General features: G+C 62.5%; 14 protein-coding genes and 1 pseudogene. 4 read left to right on the forward strand and 11 right to left on the reverse strand.

The window, feature by feature from the left end; all coding sequences use genetic code 11:
* Positions 1-2 precede the first annotated feature (2 nt).
* Positions 3-1,256 carry a serine hydroxymethyltransferase gene (gene glyA / locus ACZ9A3_RS21750; protein WP_195885194.1) on the reverse strand — a complete coding sequence of 418 codons (1,254 nt, stop codon included), beginning with the start codon at positions 1,254-1,256 and terminating at the stop codon, positions 3-5.
* Between the two features lie 231 nt (positions 1,257-1,487).
* Between glyA and ACZ9A3_RS21755 the strand changes: the two genes are divergently transcribed.
* Positions 1,488-2,528, forward strand: coding sequence for a threonine aldolase family protein (locus ACZ9A3_RS21755; RefSeq protein ID WP_093378747.1), 1,041 nt, complete (start codon positions 1,488-1,490; stop codon positions 2,526-2,528).
* Positions 2,529-2,606: 78 nt separating this feature from the next.
* On the opposite strand, the gene ACZ9A3_RS21760 is transcribed toward ACZ9A3_RS21755, so the two are convergent.
* From ACZ9A3_RS21760 to ACZ9A3_RS21775, 4 genes and pseudogenes are all read right to left on the reverse strand, one after another.
* Positions 2,607-3,344, reverse strand: a complete 738-nt coding sequence (locus ACZ9A3_RS21760) for a methyl-accepting chemotaxis protein (RefSeq protein ID WP_408980610.1) — start codon at positions 3,342-3,344, stop codon at positions 2,607-2,609.
* 123 nt (positions 3,345-3,467) lie between these two features.
* Positions 3,468-4,544 (reverse strand): annotated as a pseudogene (locus tag ACZ9A3_RS21765) (HAMP domain-containing protein); the annotation flags it as partial.
* A 156-nt stretch (positions 4,545-4,700) separates the two neighbouring features.
* Entirely contained in the window at positions 4,701-5,003 is a 303-nt protein-coding gene (locus ACZ9A3_RS21770; protein WP_038998322.1) for a cell division protein ZapA, read from the reverse strand.
* Positions 5,000-5,230: a hypothetical protein gene (locus ACZ9A3_RS21775; RefSeq protein ID WP_045202365.1), complete on the reverse strand. Its 231-nt coding sequence runs from the start codon at positions 5,228-5,230 to the stop codon at positions 5,000-5,002. The genes ACZ9A3_RS21770 and ACZ9A3_RS21775 overlap by 4 nt, the downstream gene beginning before the upstream one ends.
* Positions 5,231-5,519: 289 nt before the next feature.
* On the opposite strand from ACZ9A3_RS21775, the gene ACZ9A3_RS21780 reads away from it, so the two are divergent.
* Positions 5,520-7,130 carry a methyl-accepting chemotaxis protein gene (locus tag ACZ9A3_RS21780; protein WP_476253349.1) on the forward strand — a complete coding sequence of 537 codons (1,611 nt, stop codon included), beginning with the start codon at positions 5,520-5,522 and terminating at the stop codon, positions 7,128-7,130.
* On the opposite strand, the gene ACZ9A3_RS21785 is transcribed toward ACZ9A3_RS21780, so the two are convergent.
* Positions 7,120-8,946: a flavin monoamine oxidase family protein gene (locus ACZ9A3_RS21785; protein ID WP_476253105.1), complete on the reverse strand. Its 1,827-nt coding sequence runs from the start codon at positions 8,944-8,946 to the stop codon at positions 7,120-7,122. The two genes, ACZ9A3_RS21780 and ACZ9A3_RS21785, sit on opposite strands and share 11 nt — an antisense overlap.
* Before the next feature lie 163 nt (positions 8,947-9,109).
* Here ACZ9A3_RS21785 and ACZ9A3_RS21790 point away from each other — a divergent pair, with 163 nt between their 5' ends.
* The gene (locus ACZ9A3_RS21790) at positions 9,110-10,030 is read left to right on the forward strand and encodes a nitrilase-related carbon-nitrogen hydrolase (RefSeq protein ID WP_093378727.1); all 921 of its coding nucleotides are present in this window, start codon (positions 9,110-9,112) and stop codon (positions 10,028-10,030) included.
* Here ACZ9A3_RS21790 and gbcB read toward each other — a convergent pair.
* On the reverse strand, positions 9,951-11,051 hold the full coding sequence (gene gbcB / locus ACZ9A3_RS21795; RefSeq protein ID WP_093378723.1) for a glycine-betaine demethylase subunit GbcB: 1,101 nt from the start codon (positions 11,049-11,051) through the stop codon (positions 9,951-9,953). The genes ACZ9A3_RS21790 and gbcB overlap by 80 nt on opposite strands.
* Before the next feature lie 286 nt (positions 11,052-11,337).
* On the opposite strand from gbcB, the gene gbcA reads away from it, so the two are divergent.
* Entirely contained in the window at positions 11,338-12,630 is a 1,293-nt protein-coding gene (gene gbcA, locus ACZ9A3_RS21800; RefSeq protein ID WP_476253106.1) for a glycine-betaine demethylase subunit GbcA, read from the forward strand.
* Positions 12,631-13,272: 642 nt separating this feature from the next.
* Here gbcA and etfB read toward each other — a convergent pair.
* The 4 genes from etfB to dgcA form a co-directional block, all read right to left on the reverse strand.
* Positions 13,273-14,043: an electron transfer flavoprotein subunit beta gene (etfB, locus tag ACZ9A3_RS21805; RefSeq protein ID WP_258595194.1), complete on the reverse strand. Its 771-nt coding sequence runs from the start codon at positions 14,041-14,043 to the stop codon at positions 13,273-13,275.
* Positions 14,044-14,058: 15 nt separating this feature from the next.
* Positions 14,059-15,282, reverse strand: coding sequence for an electron transfer flavoprotein subunit alpha (etfA, locus tag ACZ9A3_RS21810; RefSeq protein WP_213603037.1), 1,224 nt, complete (start codon positions 15,280-15,282; stop codon positions 14,059-14,061).
* Complete coding sequence (gene dgcB / locus ACZ9A3_RS21815; RefSeq protein ID WP_213603034.1) at positions 15,282-17,231, reverse strand: dimethylglycine demethylation protein DgcB; 1,950 nt, start codon at positions 17,229-17,231, stop codon at positions 15,282-15,284. The genes etfA and dgcB overlap by 1 nt, the downstream gene beginning before the upstream one ends.
* A gap of 103 nt (positions 17,232-17,334) precedes the next feature.
* Complete coding sequence (gene dgcA / locus ACZ9A3_RS21820) at positions 17,335-19,395, reverse strand: dimethylglycine demethylation protein DgcA (RefSeq protein WP_476253107.1); 2,061 nt, start codon at positions 19,393-19,395, stop codon at positions 17,335-17,337.
* Positions 19,396-19,401 lie beyond the last annotated feature (6 nt).

Below are 19,401 nucleotides of genomic sequence, written 5' to 3' on the forward strand. Positions count from 1 at the left end.
ACTCAGCGATAAACCGGAAAATCTGCACAGAGTGCCGACACGTTCTTCGCAACATCGGCCTCGACGTCGGCATCACCGAGGTTATCGAGGATGTCGCAGATCCAGCCGGCCAGCTCCACGCACTGGCTGACCTTGAAGCCGCGGCTGGTGACCGCCGGGGTGCCGATGCGCAGGCCGGAGGTGACGAACGGCGACTGCGGGTCGTTGGGCACGGCGTTCTTGTTGACGGTGATGTGCGCACGGCCGAGGGCGGCGTCGGCCTCTTTGCCGGTCAGGCCCTGGCGGATCAGGCTGACCAGGAACAGGTGGTTGTCGGTGCCGCCGGAAACCACGTCATAACCGCGTTTGATGAACACTTCGGCCATGGCCTGGGCGTTGTCGATCACCTGCTGTTGATAGGTCTTGAAGCCAGGCTCCAGCGCCTCCTTGAAGCACACCGCCTTGGCGGCGATCACGTGCATCAGCGGGCCGCCCTGGGCACCGGGGAACACCGCGGCGTTGAGCTTCTTCTCGATCTCTTCGTTGCTGCGCGCCAAAATCAGGCCGCCACGCGGGCCGCGCAGGGTCTTGTGGGTGGTGGTGGTGACCACATCAGCGTAAGGCAGCGGGTTCGGGTACAGGCCAGCGGCGACCAGGCCGGCAACGTGGGCCATGTCGACAAACAGATAAGCACCGACCTTGTCGGCGATCTGACGAAAGCGTGGGAAATCGAGGGTTTTTGAGTAGGCCGAGAACCCGGCGACGATCATCTTCGGCTTGTTCTCCAGCGCCAGGCGCTCGACTTCGTCGTAGTCGATCAGCCCGGTGTTGGTGTCGATGCCGTACTGCACGGCGTTGTACAGCTTGCCCGAGGACGACACCTTGGCGCCGTGGGTCAGGTGACCGCCGTGGGCCAGGCTCATGCCCAGGATGGTATCGCCGGCCTGCAGCAGGGCCAGGTATACGGCGCTGTTGGCCGAGGAGCCGGAGTGCGGCTGAACGTTGGCGTAATCGGCGCCGAACAGCTGCTTGGCGCGGTCGATGGCCAGTTGCTCGACTTTATCCACATGCTCGCAACCGCCGTAATAGCGCTTGCCCGGGTAGCCTTCGGCGTATTTGTTGGTCAGGCCGCTGCCCTGGGCCTGCATGACACGCTTGCTGGTGTAGTTTTCCGAGGCGATCAGCTCGATGTGATCTTCCTGGCGTTGCTCTTCGGCATTGATCGCCGCCAGCAGTGCATCGTCATAACCCTGGATCTGGTCTTGCTTGCTGAACATCGCAGTCTCTCCCGGCAGCGGCATCGGTTCTTGTCGGGCAATTGCCCTTTTGCAGCGATGGTATGACCGACGCAGACAGCCCAGATGCCTACGGACGCCACGCAAAGGTGCGTTTACGACATGTAGCCTCATCGCGGGGCAAGCCCGCTTCCACGGGGGCAATGCTTTGTATAGGCGACGCCGCAATTCTTGGTTTAGAGTGCTCGTCTGCGTCGTTCACAGGACAGTCTCATGCCAGATAAAAGCCAGCAATTCGCCAGCGACAACTACTCAGGTATCTGCCCCGAAGCCTGGGCCGCCATGGAAAAGGCCAACCAGGGCCACGAGCGCGCCTACGGCGACGACCAATGGACGGCACGTGCCTCGGAATACTTCCGCAAATTGTTCGAAACCGACTGCGAAGTGTTCTTCGCCTTCAACGGCACCGCCGCCAACTCGCTGGCGCTGTCGTCGCTGTGCCAGAGCTATCACAGCGTGATCTGCTCGGAGACCGCCCACGTCGAGACCGACGAATGCGGCGCCCCGGAGTTCTTCTCCAACGGCTCCAAGCTGCTCACCGCGCGCAGCGAAGCCGGCAAGCTGACCCCCGAGTCGATCCGCGAAGTGGCGCTCAAGCGCCAGGACATCCACTACCCCAAGCCAAGGGTGGTGACCATCACACAGGCCACCGAGGTCGGCAGCGTCTACCGCCCGGACGAGCTCAAGGCCATCAGCGCCACCTGCAAGGAGCTGGGCCTGAACCTGCACATGGACGGCGCCCGCTTCAGCAACGCCTGCGCGTTCCTTGGCTGCAGCCCGGCGGAGCTGACCTGGAAGGCCGGAGTCGATGTGCTGTGCTTTGGCGGCACCAAGAACGGCATGGCGGTGGGTGAAGCGATCCTGTTCTTCAACCGCGAGCTGGCCGAAGACTTCGACTACCGCTGCAAGCAGGCCGGGCAACTGGCGTCGAAGATGCGCTTTTTGTCGGCACCCTGGGTCGGTTTGCTGGAAGACGGCGCCTGGCAGCGCCACGCTGTGCATGCCAACCACTGCGCGCAGTTGCTCAGCGAACTGGTTCGCGATGTGCCGGGGGTTGAGCTGATGTTCCCGGTGGAAGCCAACGGGGTGTTCCTGCAAATGTCGGAGCCGGCGCTGGAAGCCTTGCGCAACAAGGGCTGGCGCTTCTATACCTTCATCGGCAGCGGCGGCGCACGCTTCATGTGCTCGTGGGATACCGAAGAGGCGCGGGTGCGTGAGCTGGCGGCAGATATCCGGGCGGTGATGGGGGCTTGAGGGCCTTATCGCGGGGCAAGCCCGCTCCCACCGAAGATCAATGAAATCCGGTGGGAGCGGGCTTGCCCCGCGATAATTTCAAAGGCGAAACCCACCCATCTGCCGCGCCAGGTCATCGGCCAGCCCGCGCAGCGCCTGGCACTCCTCCCGGCACCCCTGCACATCCACTGCCGTTTCCCGCGCCAGGTCGGAAATCCCCTGCACCGTACGGTTGATCTCCTCGGTCACCGCCGACTGCTCTTCAGTCGCTGTCGCCACCTGATGGTTCATGTCACTGATGTGCTCGACCTGCTCGGTGATGGTCCCCAGCGAAGCACCGGTCTGCTGGCTCGACTCCACGCCCGTGCCGGTTGCCGCCTGCCCGGCCTGCATCGACGCCACCGCACTGCCAGCACCCTGCTTGAGGCGCAGGATCATCTGCTGCACTTCATCGGTGGACACCTGGGTGCGCCGCGCCAGGGTTCGTACCTCATCGGCGACCACGGCAAAGCCGCGGCCCATCTCGCCGGCCCGCGCCGCTTCGATGGCAGCGTTGAGCGCCAGCAGGTTGGTCTGCTCGGAGATGCTGCGGATCACCGCCAGCACTTCGTCGATCGACGCCACCTCCGTAGCCAGCTCCCCCACTGCACTGGCCGCCTGGCCAATCTCCTCGGACATGCCCTCGATATGGGCAATCGAGCGGCGCACTACGTCGCGGGCCTGTAGCGCTTCGCTGCGCGCGGTTTGCGAGGCGTGCGCGGCATTGCCGGCATTCTGGGCAATGTCCTGCACGGTCAGGCCCATCTCATGCACGGCGGTGGCGACCATCTCGGTCATTTCCTGCTGGCGGCCGGAACGTTCGGCGGTGTTGTCCACCACTTGCGTGACTTGCGCCACCGAGGCCCGCAGGCGCTCACTGGTGCTCAGCACTTCGCCGATCAGGTCACGCTGGCTGTCGAGAAAGCGGTTGAAGCCACGGGCCAGGTCGCCGAGTTCGTCTGCACGGTTCTCGTCCAGGCGCTGGGTCAGGTCGCCGCCGCCATTGCCGATGGCCATCAGGGCAGCGGTCACGCGGCGGATCGGCCGGACGATACCACGTGCCAGCAGTACCACCAGCAACAGCGACACCAACGCCACTGCGCCGCCAATCAGGCTGGTCAGCCAGACGGTCTCGCGTACCTGGGCGTAGATCTGCGCTTCTGGCACTTCGGCAACCAGCGTCCAGTTGAGGTCACGCAGCGGCAGGCTGAGGGCCAGGTAGCCCTCGCCATCGCGCTCGAAGCGGCTGCTGTGCAGGCCCTGCTCACGGCTCAAGACAACTTTGGCAGCCTCGCCACCAATCTGTTCGGCCAACTGCCGCTTGCCGCTGAACTGCGCCTGCGGATGCACCTGGATCAAACCGTCGCCGCGCACCAGCATGACTCGCCCGTGCTCGCCAAAACTGAAGTTGTGAATCAGCTCGGACAGTTCTGTCATGCGCAGGCCAAGCCCGGCGATGCCCACCAGTTGCCCGGCTTTTTCCACCCGATAATCGATGAACAGCGCCAGTTCGCCGGTGCTGCCATCGGTATCGATGTTCAGCAGCCGCGGGTTGCCGCTGTCGATGAAGCCGAAGAACCATTTGTCCGCCGGGTTGCTGCGGCTGAGGGTGCGGTCCAGGCCTTTCTCGTTGTAGTAGTGGTTGCTCGCGGTCGCGGCAAACAGCGCGGTAAAGGCCTGGTTGTGCTTGCGCAGGGCTTCGAGGTACTCGATGAATTGCGGCGCCTGGGCACTGTCTTCGCCCGCCGCCAGCCAGTCGCGCAGCAGGGTGTTGTTGGCGATGTCCGCCGCCGCCGTCAGCGGCCGGCCAAGCATGCGCTCGATGTCGTTACGAATCGCCTCAATGCTCGCCGGCAAGGCAGTGTCGACCAGGTAACGCTCGGTCAGCCGATTGACCGCCACGCTGTAGATGCCGACCACCACCAGAATGCTCAGCAACAGCGCTGCGCCCATGCTTGCGATCAATTGCCACTGGATACTGCGCCGCCAGAACTGCATGTATTTCCCCTGGGTAAATAAGCCCTGTAGTGCAAGAGACAGGCCAATTGTATACAACAGGAAATACAATAATGACAGTGATCCACAGCAATGCCGGCCCACCCTCCCGAAGGCGGTGAGCTGGCAAAAAGGTTTAGCTTGGGGCTTTGGAGGCGATCAGCTGTTGCTGATGGTCCGCGCAATCACATCGACCGTGGCGTTGACTTGCTCTTGGTAACGGTCGAGGGCCTGCTGGTGCTGCTGTTGCAGTTCGATCTGCTGCGAGCACAGGTTGAGGGCTGCCAGTACCAGCAGCTTGTCACCGATCAGGGTCGGGTATTTACGCTTGGTATCGGCCAATGAGGCATTGAGCATCTGCACCGCTTGCGCCAGCGCCTGCTCCTGGCCTTCGGGGGCCTTGATCGAATAATCGCTGCCGAGGATCGACACGACATTGATCGGCTGCGCTGAGGTTTTCATGCGTTCACGGCACCAACGCTGGCACGCTCAACCAGGGCCTGGATGCGTGCGGCGGTAGCGCCCTGCTTTTCTTCCTGCTCCAGCAGGCTCAATTGCAAGCTGTCGTTTTCATCTTTGGCCTGGGCCAGTTCGGCACTGATTTGCGCGTTGCGCTCGGTCAGTTCCTGATTCTTCTGCACCAGGTCGCTGACCAGTTGCTCCAGTTGACTAAGGGAAGTTTCCAACATGATTGCCTTCTCGGGGTGTTTCAGGGGGCGCACACGATAAAGAAAAGTCCGCGTGCTAGCCAGGGATATCGGGTTTAGACGCTTCGGCCTGGTGCAGATTGACCCGCCGATCCGGGTCCGGTTCCCCGTTTTGCCTACCACCGGTCAGGAAAAAAGATAGCTGCCTCACAATTTCATCTTCGCCCGCTCAAGTCTTTACCCCGCCGACCGATAGGCATGGCAGTCCTGACTCCTGCGCACGGTTCGCGTGCCCTTTTCCCTCCTGGATACCACCATGTCCCTACGCAACATGAATATCGCCCCGCGCGCGCTTCTGGGCTTTGCTCTGATCGGTGCGCTGATGCTGGCCCTGGGTCTGTTCGCCCTGAACCAGATGAGCAAGATTCGCCAGGCCGGCGAAACCATCGAGACCTCGACGGTGCCAAGCCTGACCAACCTCGACCAACTGACCCAGCTGACCCTGCGCCTGCGCACTCTGTCGTACCGCCTGCTGCTCAACCGCGAAGCCGACACCCTGCAGGCCACCCTCAAGCTGATCGACCAGCGCAACCAGCAGATCGACGACGCGCGCCGCAACTACGAACCGTTGATCTTCGGCAACCAGGAACGCTCGGCCTACAACCAGTACGTGCAGTTGCTGGGCCAGTACCGCCAACTGGAAAACCGCATGCGCCTGGCCTCGCAGAACAATGACCTGGACACCCTGCGCAACCTGATCAACCGCGACATGCTCGACAGCTCCGAGCAGATCAACAGCGTCATGGATCAACTGGTCAGCATCAACACCGAACAAACCAGCGAGATCAACCGCACCGCCGCCGAACAATATTCCAATGCCGTGACTCTGGTGATCGGCCTGCTGCTGGCCGCCACCGCCCTGACCCTGATCTGCGCCCTGCTGCTGACCCGCAGCATCGTCAAGCCGATCGACGAAGCCCTGCAGGCCGCCGAGCGGATTGCCGAAGGCGACCTGACCCGCAGCATCCACGCCGAAGGCCAGGACGAAGCAGCGCGTCTGCTCAAGGCCATGGCCAAGATGCAGAACAAGCTGCGCGACACCCTGCAGCAGATTTCCGGCTCGGCCACCCAGCTGGCATCGGCGGCCGAAGAGCTCAACAGCGTCACCGACGAAAGCGCCCGTGGCCTGCAGCAACAGAACAACGAAATCGAACAGGCCGCCACGGCCGTCACCGAGATGACCAGCGCCGTCGAAGAAGTCGCGCGCAATGCCGTGAGCACCTCGGAAGCCTCCAAGGAAGCCACCCGTTCGGCCGGTGACGGCCGTGACCTGGTCATGGAAACCGTCAGCGCCATCGAGCGCATGAGCACCGACGTGCAAGGCACTGCCGAACTGATCGGCAACCTGGCGGAAGAGTCGCGTGATATTGGCAAGGTGCTCGATGTGATTCGCGGCCTGGCCGACCAGACCAACCTGCTGGCTCTCAACGCCGCCATCGAAGCGGCGCGTGCCGGGGAAGCCGGCCGCGGCTTTGCCGTAGTGGCTGATGAAGTGCGCGCCCTGGCCCACCGCACCCAGCAGTCGACCAGCGAAATCGAACGGATGATCGGCAGTATCCAGGGCGGCACCGAGCAGGCGGTCAACTCCATGCGCAACAGCACCGAACGCGCCGAGTCGACCCTGAACATCGCCCGTGGCGCCGGCCTGGCGCTGGAAACCATCACCGGCGCGGTGGCCGAGATCAACGAACGCAACCTGGTGATCGCCAGCGCCGCCGAAGAGCAGGCCCAGGTTGCCCGCGAAGTCGACCGCAACCTGGTCAACATCAACGATCTTTCGGTGCAGTCGGCCACCGGCGCCCACCAGACCAGCGCCGCCAGTGCCGAGCTGTCGCGCCTGGCGGTGGACCTGAGCGGGCTGGTGGCACGTTTCAGCGTTTGACCTGCAGATCGGCCAGCGCAGCCGGCTTGAGGGGGTCCCACTGCGCAATGGGACCGCCCTCGGGGCTGAAGCCGTTGTTGTAGCGCGTGGCCAGTTTGTCCACGGCATTAAGTGCCGTGGTCACCGCCCCTTCAGCCCAACCGCCGGTCCAGGACACATCGTCGCCGGCCAGGATGAAGCCATCCACTGCGCTACCGTCACTGCCCTCCTTGAACTGGCTGAACAACAGCCGCTGGTACTCGTACTGGCCCGGCAGGTTCATCTTGAAAGCCCCAAGATAGAAAGGCTCGTTCTCCCAGTTGATCTCGACAAAGGGGTCTGCCGCAGGGAAATGCGAAGCCAGGTCCAGGCCGGGATAAACCTGATCGAGCAAGGCGGTGCACAACTCGCCATGCTGCGGCAGGTCGCCCTGACGGTCACCGAGAAACTTCAGGCTGTCGTCGTTCCAGGTATATGACAAGAAAACCCCACTACCTTTGTAGGCTCCCGGGTTTCGGCTGTAGTCCACCAGGTAGGTGCCACGGGTCAGGCGGTCAGACAGGGTAATACTCATCAGTTGCTTGCCGTCCGGCCCGCGCTGGGTCCAGAACGGCTCGCGGGTAGCGGCAAATACCTTGGCCGACTGCATGTAGTGGGTATACATCACTGCTTCCCATTGCTGCTGCGTCAGCAGCGAACGGCTGGCCTCAAGGCCTTCGGCGCCGTTCATGTAGCGGAACTTGTCGAGTATCCGCACATGCGGGGTGTAGACCACACTGGCGTAGCGCAGGCGTTGGTCGCGTCCGCTCTGCAGGTCATGGCAGAGCACTTCGAAACCGCCACCTTCGCCCGCTGTCAGGCGCTTGATCTGCCGAACTTCCTGGCGCAGCGGGTCGCCCGGAAACGCGCTCGCCAGTTCTTCCAGGGTCATGTTCTGCGGCCAGAACACGCTGTCATCACCAAAGGCCGCTGCAGGTTGCTGCCAAAGCCGTAGGGGCAACTGGTCGGCACCGTCGCGCATCAACAGGTGGTTGATATCCAGCCCGGTATACAGCACCCGCAGTACTTCCAGAAAGCAATTGGGAAAGTCGGTGTTCCAGCCACCCGTACCAAAGCCGATCTGGCCGAACAGGTTAATCTCGTCGGCAGGCCAACGCGCCTGCTCGACCATCGCGGCATGAAAGCTGAGGTTGTCCCAGCCTTCGCGCAAAATTGCATTCCACAACAGTTTGATTTTCGCCTGGTCTATTGTCCCGGCAGACATGGTGTGTTCCATTTCCTTGAAATGGATAGGCGCCTGCTCGAGAAACTCATCGAAGAACTTGATTTCAATGTTCTCGAACGCCGGCGGCCGGGGAAAGTTGTCATTGCCGACTTCGTAGTAATATTTTTCGTCGGCATAATCAACGACGGTACTAACGGCGGCGGCACTTCCGGGATTGGGAAAGTCTTCAGTGTTATCCCGCATGCGCACTTTGCTGAAGTAATGCATCAGCGCCTGGCCCGACAACGGAAAGCGCATGGCACCGCGCTCAAACGGCACGCTATCGTTGACCGCGGTCGAATACAGGCGCCCGCCTATGCGTCCGCTGGCCTCCACCAAAACCGGATGCAGGCCCATGCGCATTGCTTCATAGGCGGCAACCAGCCCGGCCACGCCGGCCCCCACCACCAGCACTTGCTGGCCATGATGCTGTGGCTGGATTCGGCCAAGCGGTGCCGGCCCCTTGTCCGCCAGGTACTGCCCATAGTCAAAAGGAAAGTCTGGAATCAGCGCCCGAACCTGATTATCCAGCACACGCTTGGCGGAAAGAATTCGTGAAGGGATCGAGGACATATCAGGCTCCGCCTGAAGGCAGTGATGAACTCACAGCATAGAGCCGGGGGTCTTCAATAGTTATATTGATTGGCAATCAAAAACACGGAACTTGAACTAGCAAAAATGCCAGTTGACGCTAACTATTTTATATCGCCTGATCATTATTTTCAGGAGAGCACACATGAACACATCATCACTGCCGCTGCGCATTGCTTGCGCCCAAGTTGCACCGAAAGTTGCCGATGTAATCCATAACCGCGAAGTTTCCAATGCAGCGATCATCGAGGCCGCCCGGGAAGGCGCGGAACTGGTCGTGCTGCCGGAGCTTATGCAGAGCGGCTACGTGTTTGAAGACCGCGACGAAGCCTTGAGCGTTGCCGAGGGTTTATACGACGCCACGGTCAAGGGTTGGTTCGCCCTCGCCCGGCAACACGAGATCATGGTGGTGGCCGGCCTGTGCGAACGCCTGTCGGCAACCGAAGTCGCCAACAGCGTAGTGCTGATCGAGCCTCAGGGCTGGATCACCTGCTATCGCAAGGTGCACCTGTGGGACCGGGAAAAACTCATCTTCACACCGGGCGAACAACCGCCACCCGTTGTGCGAACGGCCAAAGGGCGAATAGCACTGATGATCTGTTATGACCTGGAGCTCCCGGAGTGGGTACGCCTGGCTGCGCTGAGTGGTGCACAGTTGTTGTGTGCGCCCGCCAACTGGCCAGAATTCCCCCGCCCTCCCGAGGAGCGCCCGGCAGAAATCGTCCGGGTTCAGGCGGGGGCAGCAGTGAATCGCATGTTCATCGCGGTTTGTGATCGCCATGGCAGCGAACGCGGGGTCGACTGGGTGGGCGGTTCAACCATTGTCGATGCCGACGGCTTTCCCCTGGCTGGCGCCAGCAGCCTGCCCGAAGCGCAACTGCTGCTGGCCGACCTGGACCTGAGCGACGCCGACTACAAGTGGATCAGCGACCACAACCATGTCCATGAAGATCGCCAGCCGCAGCTTTACGGCGGTGTCTGCAACACTAGTACTCAATCCGTACGTCACCCTTCGGCACACTGCAGCAGGACAAAATATAACCCTCCGCCACATCGTCATCAGTGATGCCACCGTTGTGTTCCATCTCCACTTCGCCGCCCAGCTTGAGCACCTTGCAGGTGCCGCAGATGCCCATGCCGCAGGCCTTGGGGATCATCAGCCCGAGCTTGGCCGCCGCCGCGTGCACGGTCTCGCCCGGGGCGACGCGGATGCTCTTGCCGGTGGCGGTGAATTCGACTTGGTGCAGGTCGCCGGCGTCCACCTCGGCAGCTTCGGCGGCTTGTTCGGCGTGTTCCACGGCATCGGCCTTGACCTCGGCCGGGGTCGCGCCGAACGACTCTTCATGGTAGCGGCTCATGTCGTAGCCGCTACTTTCCAGCAGGCGCTTGACCGCGTTCATGTAGGGCGTCGGGCCGCAGCAGAAAATCTCCCGTTCCAGGTAGTCCGGGGCGATCAACTCCATCAGCTTCTGGTTCAGGTAGCCGCGATAGCCCGCCCAGGGCTCGCCCAAGCCGTGCTTCTCGCAAATGATATGAAGGCTGAAGTTGTCGATTCGCGACGCCATATGTTCCAGCTCGCGGTGATAGATGATGTCTTTCGGTGAGCGCGCGCTATGAACGAAAACCATGTCGACATTGCCGTTGGTGTCATAGAACCAGCGGGCCATGGACATCACCGGGGTGATACCGACGCCGCCGCTGAGGTACAGCACCTTGGGGCTGGGGAAATCCATGGCGTTGAACAGCCCGACCGGGCCGTGCACCGCCAGCTCCTGGCCTTCGTGCAATGTGTCGTGCAGCCAGTTGGAGACCTTGCCGCCGGGCACGCGCTTGATGGTCACCGAGAAACTGTAGGGCACCGACGGCGAGCTTGAGATGGTGTACGAGCGCATGATCGGCTCGCCATCGATCTCAAGCTCCAGGGTGACGAACTGCCCGGGCTTGAAGAAGAACATGATCGGCTGGTCGGCCATGAAACAGAAGGTGCGCACGTCCCAGGTTTCCTGGATCACCTTGACGCAACGGACGATGTGGCGGCCGTTGGCCCAGGTCTGGGTGCTGACCGGATTGAGGAAGCTGTTGGACATGCTCGTCTCCACGGCCGACTGCGGCCTGATGGCTGCGATTCTGCTTAAGCCGCGCAGGCGACACTTACCTATCCGCGACATTGGCGTGCTTATCGCGACCAGCCCCCAGCCACGGGGGCTTACGCGTCGGAAACGGATCTGATCATGTCGTCCATGGATATGGTTCCTGCGCCCTTCGAACGCACACTCCATCGCACATGATCCTGCTGTACTTGAGCCTTGCGTCGCCATAACAACGATTAGCCACTTTCACCGGCCACAAGCACTGGCCATGAGGACCTACACGATGGACGTCACCGCAACTTTGAGTCTGGGCGATCCACTGGAACCTGCACGCAAGGCCACCGCCGAGATGCTGCAGAGCCGCGAGCGGACCTTCTCGCTGCCACAGCCGTTCTACTGCGACGAGCGCCTGTTCCAGATCGACATGGAAGAAATCTTCCAGAAGGAATGGCTGATCGCCGGGATGACCTGTGAAATCCCGACCAAGGGCAACTTCATCACCCTGCAGATCGGCAAGAACCCGATCCTGGTGGTGCGCGGTGCCGAAGGCCAGGTGCACGCCTTCCACAACGTCTGCCGCCATCGCGGTTCACGCCTGTGCACCAGCGACAAGGGCAAGGTCGCCAAGCTGGTCTGCCATTACCACCAGTGGACCTACGAGCTGGACGGCCGCCTGCTGTTTGCCGGCACCGAAATGGGCGCCGATTTCGACATGAAGCAGTACGGCCTCAAGCCTGTGAACGTCAAGACCGCCGGTGGCTACATCTTCATCAGCCTGGCCGAGAACCCGCCGGCGATTGACGACTTCCTCGCCACCCTGACCCACTACATGGAACCCTACGACATGGAGAACACCAAGGTGGCGGTGCAAACCACCTTGATGGAGAAGGCCAACTGGAAGCTGGTGCTGGAAAACAACCGCGAGTGCTACCACTGCAGCGGCTCGCACCCTGAACTGCTGAAAACCCTGCTGGAATGGGACGACGTCACCGACCCACGCGCCGACCAGGCGTTCAAGGACCACGTCGCCGCCTCGGCTGCCGCCTGGGATGCCGAGAAGATCCCCTACGCCCACGCAAGCTTCGGCCTGCGTAACCGTATCGTGCGCATGCCGCTGCTCAAGGGCACGGTGTCGATGACCCTGGATGGCAAGCAGGGCTGCCAGAAGCTCATGGGCCGGATCAAGAACCCGGATCTCGGCTCGATGCGCATCCTGCACCTGCCGCACTCGTGGAACCACTGCATGGGCGATCACATCATCGTCTTCACTGTGTGGCCGATCAGCGCCCTGGAGACCATGGTCACCACCAAGTGGCTGGTGCACAAGGATGCGGTTGAAGGTGTGGACTACGACCCGGCGCGCATGCGCCAGGTGTGGGACGCCACCAACGACCAGGACCGGCGCCTGGCTGAAGAGAACCAGCGTGGGATCAACTCCACGGCGTATCAGCCCGGGCCTTATTCGAAGACCTATGAGTTTGGCGTGGTTAATTTCGTCGATTGGTACAGCGAGCGGATGCTGAGCAACCTGGGGGCGGCGCCGGCGCCTTATCTGAAGGGTGTGGCTGCGCAGTAACCTTATCGCGGGGCAAGTCGAGGCGTCGCACCGCCGCTCCCACAGGATTTGTAGGTACCTGTAAATCCTGTGGGAGCTGATCAAATTTTGACCATACCCCGCAACACCCCGGCCTTACTGGGGCCCTCGATAGAACAAACACTTTATCCACAGGACAGCCCACAGCTAATGTGGGCAAGTCGTTGTTTTTTCCACTAAATTTTATTGATCAATATTTGATCAAATCTCTGCACGCCTTTAAATACAAGGCTCACAGCGGAAGGCGAACACCTTATCCACAGAGACGCCAACAGACTTTGTGTGCAAAAGTCGCAGCGGTGAAAAAGCGTTGTGGATAACGCCCTGAACAACCGAAAAAACGGGCGTGGGCAGGCATAAACACGGCAATTGGCTAGTTTTTGATCAACCGTGCGCAGCCCTTGCCACACGGGCCTCTCAGCCATGGGCGAACATATTATCCACAGACCCGCCAACAGCGATTGTGGGCAAACTCAGCCGAGCCAGAGGGAGAAAACCTCGAAAAATCCACAACTTAGCTTGATCATTTTTTGACCATAACGCCGAAGGGCACGCAATGCGTGCCCTGCAGCCATACACGAACACTTTATCCACAGATCGGCCAACAGACTTTGTGAGCAACTGTCAGCGTAATACGCCCTCTTCCACCAGCAGCTTGAGGATGGCTTGCGCGCCGTCTGCGGGGCAGAGGTCCTTGAGTACTTGCCCACCACCGCCACTGGCCTTGGCGGTAGCAGCTTTCATGCGGTCGGCGCCGCTCTTGGCCTTGATCACTTTCAGGCGCTTGGGCCGTGGCTTGGCCGGCTGCAGCTCGGCGCTTGTGAATAACTCGTCTTCGACAACATCCACCTGGCGCGCTGCCAACACCCCGCGCCGGGCCGGGCCAAAGGCGCTCTGGCGCGGCTTGGGCGCGGCGTTATCCACAGTCGCCAGCAGCGGCAGGCGTACCTTCAGACGCCGCCGCTGGCCCCGTGGCAGGGCCTGCAGCACCTGGGCGACACCATTGTGGATAGATTCAACTTCGGCCAGGCCCACCACCAGCGGCCAGCCCAGACGCTCGGCCAGGAGGAACGGCAGCATCCCCGAACCTTCGCCGGTTTCCGCCTGGCTGCCGGTCAGCACCAATTGAGCGCCAGCGTCGCGCAGGTAATCGCCGAGTACGCCCAGGGCATCGGCGCCATGTGGCTGTTCAAGCACGTCGATGTGCTCCAGGCCCATACCCAGGTAAGCGCGCAAGGCCGGCTCCTGCGGGTCGCCGGCGTGCAGCACCTGCAAGTTATCCCCAGCCAGCTGCAGGCCCAGCTCTACCGCCCGGGCATCCTGCTCGGCACGTCGAGAGCGGCCAGAGCTTGGGTGGGCACCGATTGAAACCAGACTGATGACCTTGGTGTGCATAGTTATCCCCTGCCCTCAGGCCGCATCGCGCTTGACGTCGTTGCGGTAGTTTTCCACAGCCTCGATCAGCGCCTGGAGAATCGCCGCGCTGTCGCCGATCACCGACAGGTCGGCACGCTTGATCATGTCGCAGCCCGGGTCCATGTTGATCGCCACCACCTTGTCGCAGGCGCCGATGCCCTGCAGGTGCTGGATCGCCCCGGAGATACCCACAGCCAGGTATACCCGCGCGGTCACCCAGGTACCGGTGGCACCGACCTGGCGATTGCGTGGCATAAAGCCGTCGTCCACTGCTACCCGCGAGGCGCCTTCGGTCGCGCCGAGGGCCACGGTGGCGCGGTGGAACAGTTCCCAATCCTTGACGCCATTACCGCCCGAGACAATGAATTCGGCCTCGGCCATGGCGATGGCCGCCGGATCGACGGCCACCGGGCCGAGGTCTTCAATGCGCGACAAGCTGCGCACAGCACTTGTGGATAACTGCACCGGCAAGGCTTCATGACGGGTTTCACTGACCGGTTCCGCACATTCGGCGGCTGCCAGGATCAAGCGCGGCAAGCCGCGCACCAGGTCTTGCTGGCCAGCGCCGGCACGGCCGCTGCACTGCCCGTCCTTGACCTGCCAGACCCGAGTCGCCGGGCGTTCGCCAATGGCCGCAGCAAAGCGCCGGCCCAGCTCGCCGCCACCCGTGCGGCTGTCTGGCAGCAGCCAGTGGCGTGGGCTGTACTGGTTATCCACAGCGCGCAGGCCCTGCACCAACTGCTCCGGTGCGTAACCTGCGAACTCGTCACCTTCGATGACCAGCAGACGATCGACACCGGCTGTGGAAAAGTTGCTTTCCTTGTGTTCGCCAAACACCACTGCCAGCACCGCGCCGTCGCTACCGGCCAGGCTGTGGGCCAGGCCCAGCAGGTCGCGGTCGTGACTGCCCAGGCGACCGCCGACCATGTCTGGAACCACGGCGATGTAGAACGCCGGCTGTGCCACCTGGTGCAGCAGCAATTGCACCACGGCCGCAGCCGTGCGCTTGCTGCTGCCACCCTGCTGGGCGCCGCTGCGGTCGATGCGCTTGAGGCCATTGGGGCCGATGAAGCCAACCCCGTGCGGGTTCTTGCGAATGATGCCGTTGGGCCCCATCCAGCTGTGTTGCTGGCCCTGCTGCATGGCCGCATGCAGCGGGTGCAAGCGGTTGCGGGCGATCCACTCGGCGCGCGGATCACGGCGAATAATGTCGCTCATCAGTGCACCTCCGCAGGTTCACGCTGTGCCGGAGCGGGTTTGCTCGGCGCCGCCGGTTCTTCGAGAATGGCGTCGGCAACCAGTTCCGCCAGGTCCTTGATCAGCGGACGGGGCTCGACTACGCCCTCAAGCATCGCCGTGCACTGTGGACAACCCACGGCCACCAGCTCGGCGGCGGTTTCGCGGATGTCATCCATACGCATGTCGGGGATCCGTTGTTTGCCCGGAATATCGGTAATCGGCGCTCCGCCGCCACCGCCGCAGCAGCGCGAACGCAAGCCCGACCGCTGCATCTCCCTGACCTCGATGCCGAGAGCGCGCAATACCTCGCGCGGCGCCTCGTACTCACCGTTGTAGCGGCCCAGGTAGCACGGGTCGTGGTAGGTCACGCTGCCGCCCTTGTGCTGGCCCAGGTTGAGCGCGCCTGCGCCAATCAGCTCGGCGATGTAAGTGCTGTGGTGCTGCACCAGGTAGTTGCCGCCGAAGGCCCCGTATTCGTTCTTGAGCACGTGGAAGCTGTGCGGATCGCAGGTGACGATGCGCTTGAAGCTGTACTTGGCCAGGGTCTGGATATTGCGCCGGGCCAGTTGCTGGAAGGTCGCTTCATCGCCCAGGCGCCGGGCCACGTCACCGCTGTCGCGCTCTTCCAGGCCGAGCACGGCGAAGTCCACTTGCGCGGCTTTGAGCACTTTGACGAAAGCGCGCAGGGTGCGCTGGTTGCGCATGTCGAAGGCACCATCGCCGACCCAGAACAGCACCTCGGCGGTCTTGATGTCGCCGAGCAGGTTGAGGTTGAGGTCCGCCGCCCAGTTCATCCGCCCGCCCGGGGCGAAGCCGCCGGGGTTGTCGGTGGCGATCAGGTTGTCCAGCACCTCGGCGCCCTTGTTCGGTGTCGCGCCTTTTTCCAGGGTCAGGTGGCGGCGCATGTCGACGATGGCATCGACGTGCTCGATCATCATCGGGCATTCCTCGACGCAGGCGCGGCAGGTGGTGCACGACCACAGGGTCTGGGCATCGACCAGGCCGTTGACGATCGGCTGGTGCGGGTTGCCGCCATGCTCGCCAATGGCTTTGCCAGGATAGGGGCTGCCGGCAAACTTGGCATCGGTACCACCGGCCAGGCCAACGACCATGTCCTGGATGAGTTTTTTCGGGTTCAGCGGCTGGCCGGCGGCAAACGCCGGGCACACGGCCTCGCACTTGCCGCACTGCACGCAGGCGTCAAAACCGAGCAATTGGTTCCAGGTGAAATCCTTGGGCTTTTCTACCCCCAGCAACGCTTGCGGGTCTTCCAGGTCGATGGGCTTGAGCCCGGTCGAACGGCCACCGCCAAAGCGCTCGGCACGCCGGTGCCAGGCCAGGTGCAGGGCACCGGCGAAGGCATGCTTCATCGGCCCGCCCCAGGTCATGCCGAAGAACAGCTCGGACACGCCCCACAGCACGCCAAGCCCCAGCAGCGCCACCAGCAGCCAGCCGCCGAAGCCTTCGGGGAGGATCCCGGCGACCGGCAAGGTGGCGATGAAGAAGCTTGCGGCGAACACCAGCAGGCTTTTCGGCAAGCGCATCCATGGGCCTTTGGACAGCCGCGACGGCGGATTGAGCCGGCGTTTGTAAACGAACAGCGCACCGGCAAACATCAGCACAGTAGCGAACAGCAAGGCGTAGCCGAGAATCTTGTTATGCAGACCGAAGCCATGCACCAGGATCGCCAGCACCGCCGCCAGGACAAAGCCGCCAGCGGTGGCCACGTGGGTGTTGGCCATGTACTTGTCGCGGGCGACCACGTGGTGCAGGTCAACCATATAGCGCCGGGGCATGGCCAGCAGGCCGCCGAGCAGATCGACCTTCGAAGGCCGACCCTGGCGCCACATCCGCACGCGCCGCAGCGCGCCCAGGACAGCAAGGCCCAGGGCGGCGAACAGGAGGATGGGGATAAGGGTGTTCAACATTTAGAGGCACCTTTCAGGTGCAAGCCTCAAGCCTCAAGCCGCAAGCCAGGGCAACACCGCGCTGCTCTTGCTTACCGCTTGAAGCTTGCCGCTTGCAGCTGCCTTAGAAATCCTTACAAAGCCGGAGTGCATCGTAGATAGCGGCATGGGTATTGCGCTGCGCCACGCAGTCGCCGATGCGATACAGCAAGTAGCCTTCGCCCGGCTGGCTGAGAATCGGCTGCGGCTTGATCGCGAACAGCGCTTCGATGTCGATCTGGCCCTTGTTGCGCGAGCCTTCCTTGAGGCCGTAGTACAGCGCCTCGTCCGGCCGTACGCCGTTCTCGATCACCACCTGGTCGACCACCCGCTCCTCTTTGGCGCCGGTGTATTCGTTCTCCAGCACCGCCACCAGTTTGTCACCCTCGCGGTAGACCTTTTCCAGCATCAGGTCACCGGTCATGATCACTTCTTTGGGGTACATGCTGCGGTAGTAGGTCGGGAACGACGTGCCACCAATGGCCACGCCCGGCTTGATGTCGTCGGTGACGATCTCGACCTGGCTGCCCTTGTCAGCGATGTAGTCGGCCACCGACATGCCGGTGAATTCGCAGATGGTGTCGTACACCAGCACGTTCTTGCCCGGCGCCACCTTGCCGTCGAGCACGTCCCAGCTGCTGACCACCAGCCCTTCGGCGGCGCCCCAGTTTTCGTTCTGCTCGATGAATGGATGGCCGCCCACCGCCAGCACGATGATGTCCGGGCGCAGGTCTTGAATGGTGTCGATATCGGCGGCAGAACCCAGGCGCAAGTCGACCTTCAGGCGCGCCAGCTCCAGCTGGTACCAGCGGGTGATACCGGCGATCTGGTCGCGCTGCGGCGCCTTGGCGGCAATGCTGATCTGCCCGCCGATGGCGTCCTTCTTCTCGAACAGGGTGACGTCATGGCCGCGCTCTGCTGCCACGCGCGCGGCTTCCATGCCCGCAGGCCCGGCGCCAACCACCACCACCTTGCGCTTGGGTCCGGTGCTTTTCTCGATGATGTGCGGCACGCCCATGTATTCACGGGAGGTCGCGGCGTTCTGGATGCACAGCACGTCCAGGCCCTGGTACTGGCGGTCGATGCAGTAGTTGGCACCCACGCACTGCTTGATCTGGTCGATCTGGCCCATCTTGATCTTGGCGATCAGGTGCGGGTCGGCGATGTGCGCACGGGTCATGCCGACCATGTCGACATAACCGCCTTCGAGAATGCGCGTAGCCTGGTTCGGGTCCTTGATGTTCTGCGCGTGCAGCACCGGCACCTTGACCACTTCCTTGATGCCGGCTGCCAGGTGCAGGAACGGCTCGGGCGGGAAACTCATGTTGGGAATGACGTTGGCCAGGGTGTTGTGGGTGTCGCAGCCCGAACCGATCACGCCGAAAAAATCCAGCATGCCGGTGGCGTCGTAGTACTTGGCGATTTCCTTCATGTCCTCGTGGCTGAGGCCATCGGGGTGGAACTCGTCACCGCAGATGCGCATGCCCACGCAAAAGTCCGGGCCCACTTCGGCACGCACGGCCTTGAGCACTTCCAGGCCGAACTTCATCCGCCCTTCAAAGGTGCCGCCCCATTCGTCGGTGCGCTTGTTGACCCGCGGGCTCCAGAACTGGTCGATCATGTGCTGGTGCACCGCCGACAGCTCGACGCCGTCCAGGCCACCTTCCTTGGCCCGGCGCGCGGCCTGCGCGTAGTTGCCGATCACCCGCCAGATTTCTTCTGGCTCGATGGTCTTGCAGGTGGCCCGGTGCACCGGCTCGCGCACCCCCGATGGCGACATCAGGGTCGGCCAGTTGAAGCCGTCCCAGCGCGAGCGACGGCCCATGTGGGTAATCTGGATCATGATCTTGGCGCCATGCTTGTGCATGGCGTCGGCCAGGTTCTGGAAGTGCGGGATGATGCGGTCGGTCGAGAGGTTCACCGACGCCCACCATTCCTGCGGGCTGTCGATGGCCACCACCGAGGAGCCGCCGCAAATCGCCAGGCCGATGCCGCCCTTGGCTTTCTCTTCGTAGTACTTCACGTAGCGCTCGGTGGTCATGCCGCCATCGGTGGCGTAGACCTCTGCGTGCGCAGTGCTCAGTACCCGGTTGCGGATGGTCAGTTTGCCGATCTGGATCGGCTGGAACATTGCTTCGAAAGCCATGGCGGG

The organism is Pseudomonas sp. TE4620, from assembly GCF_056279045.1.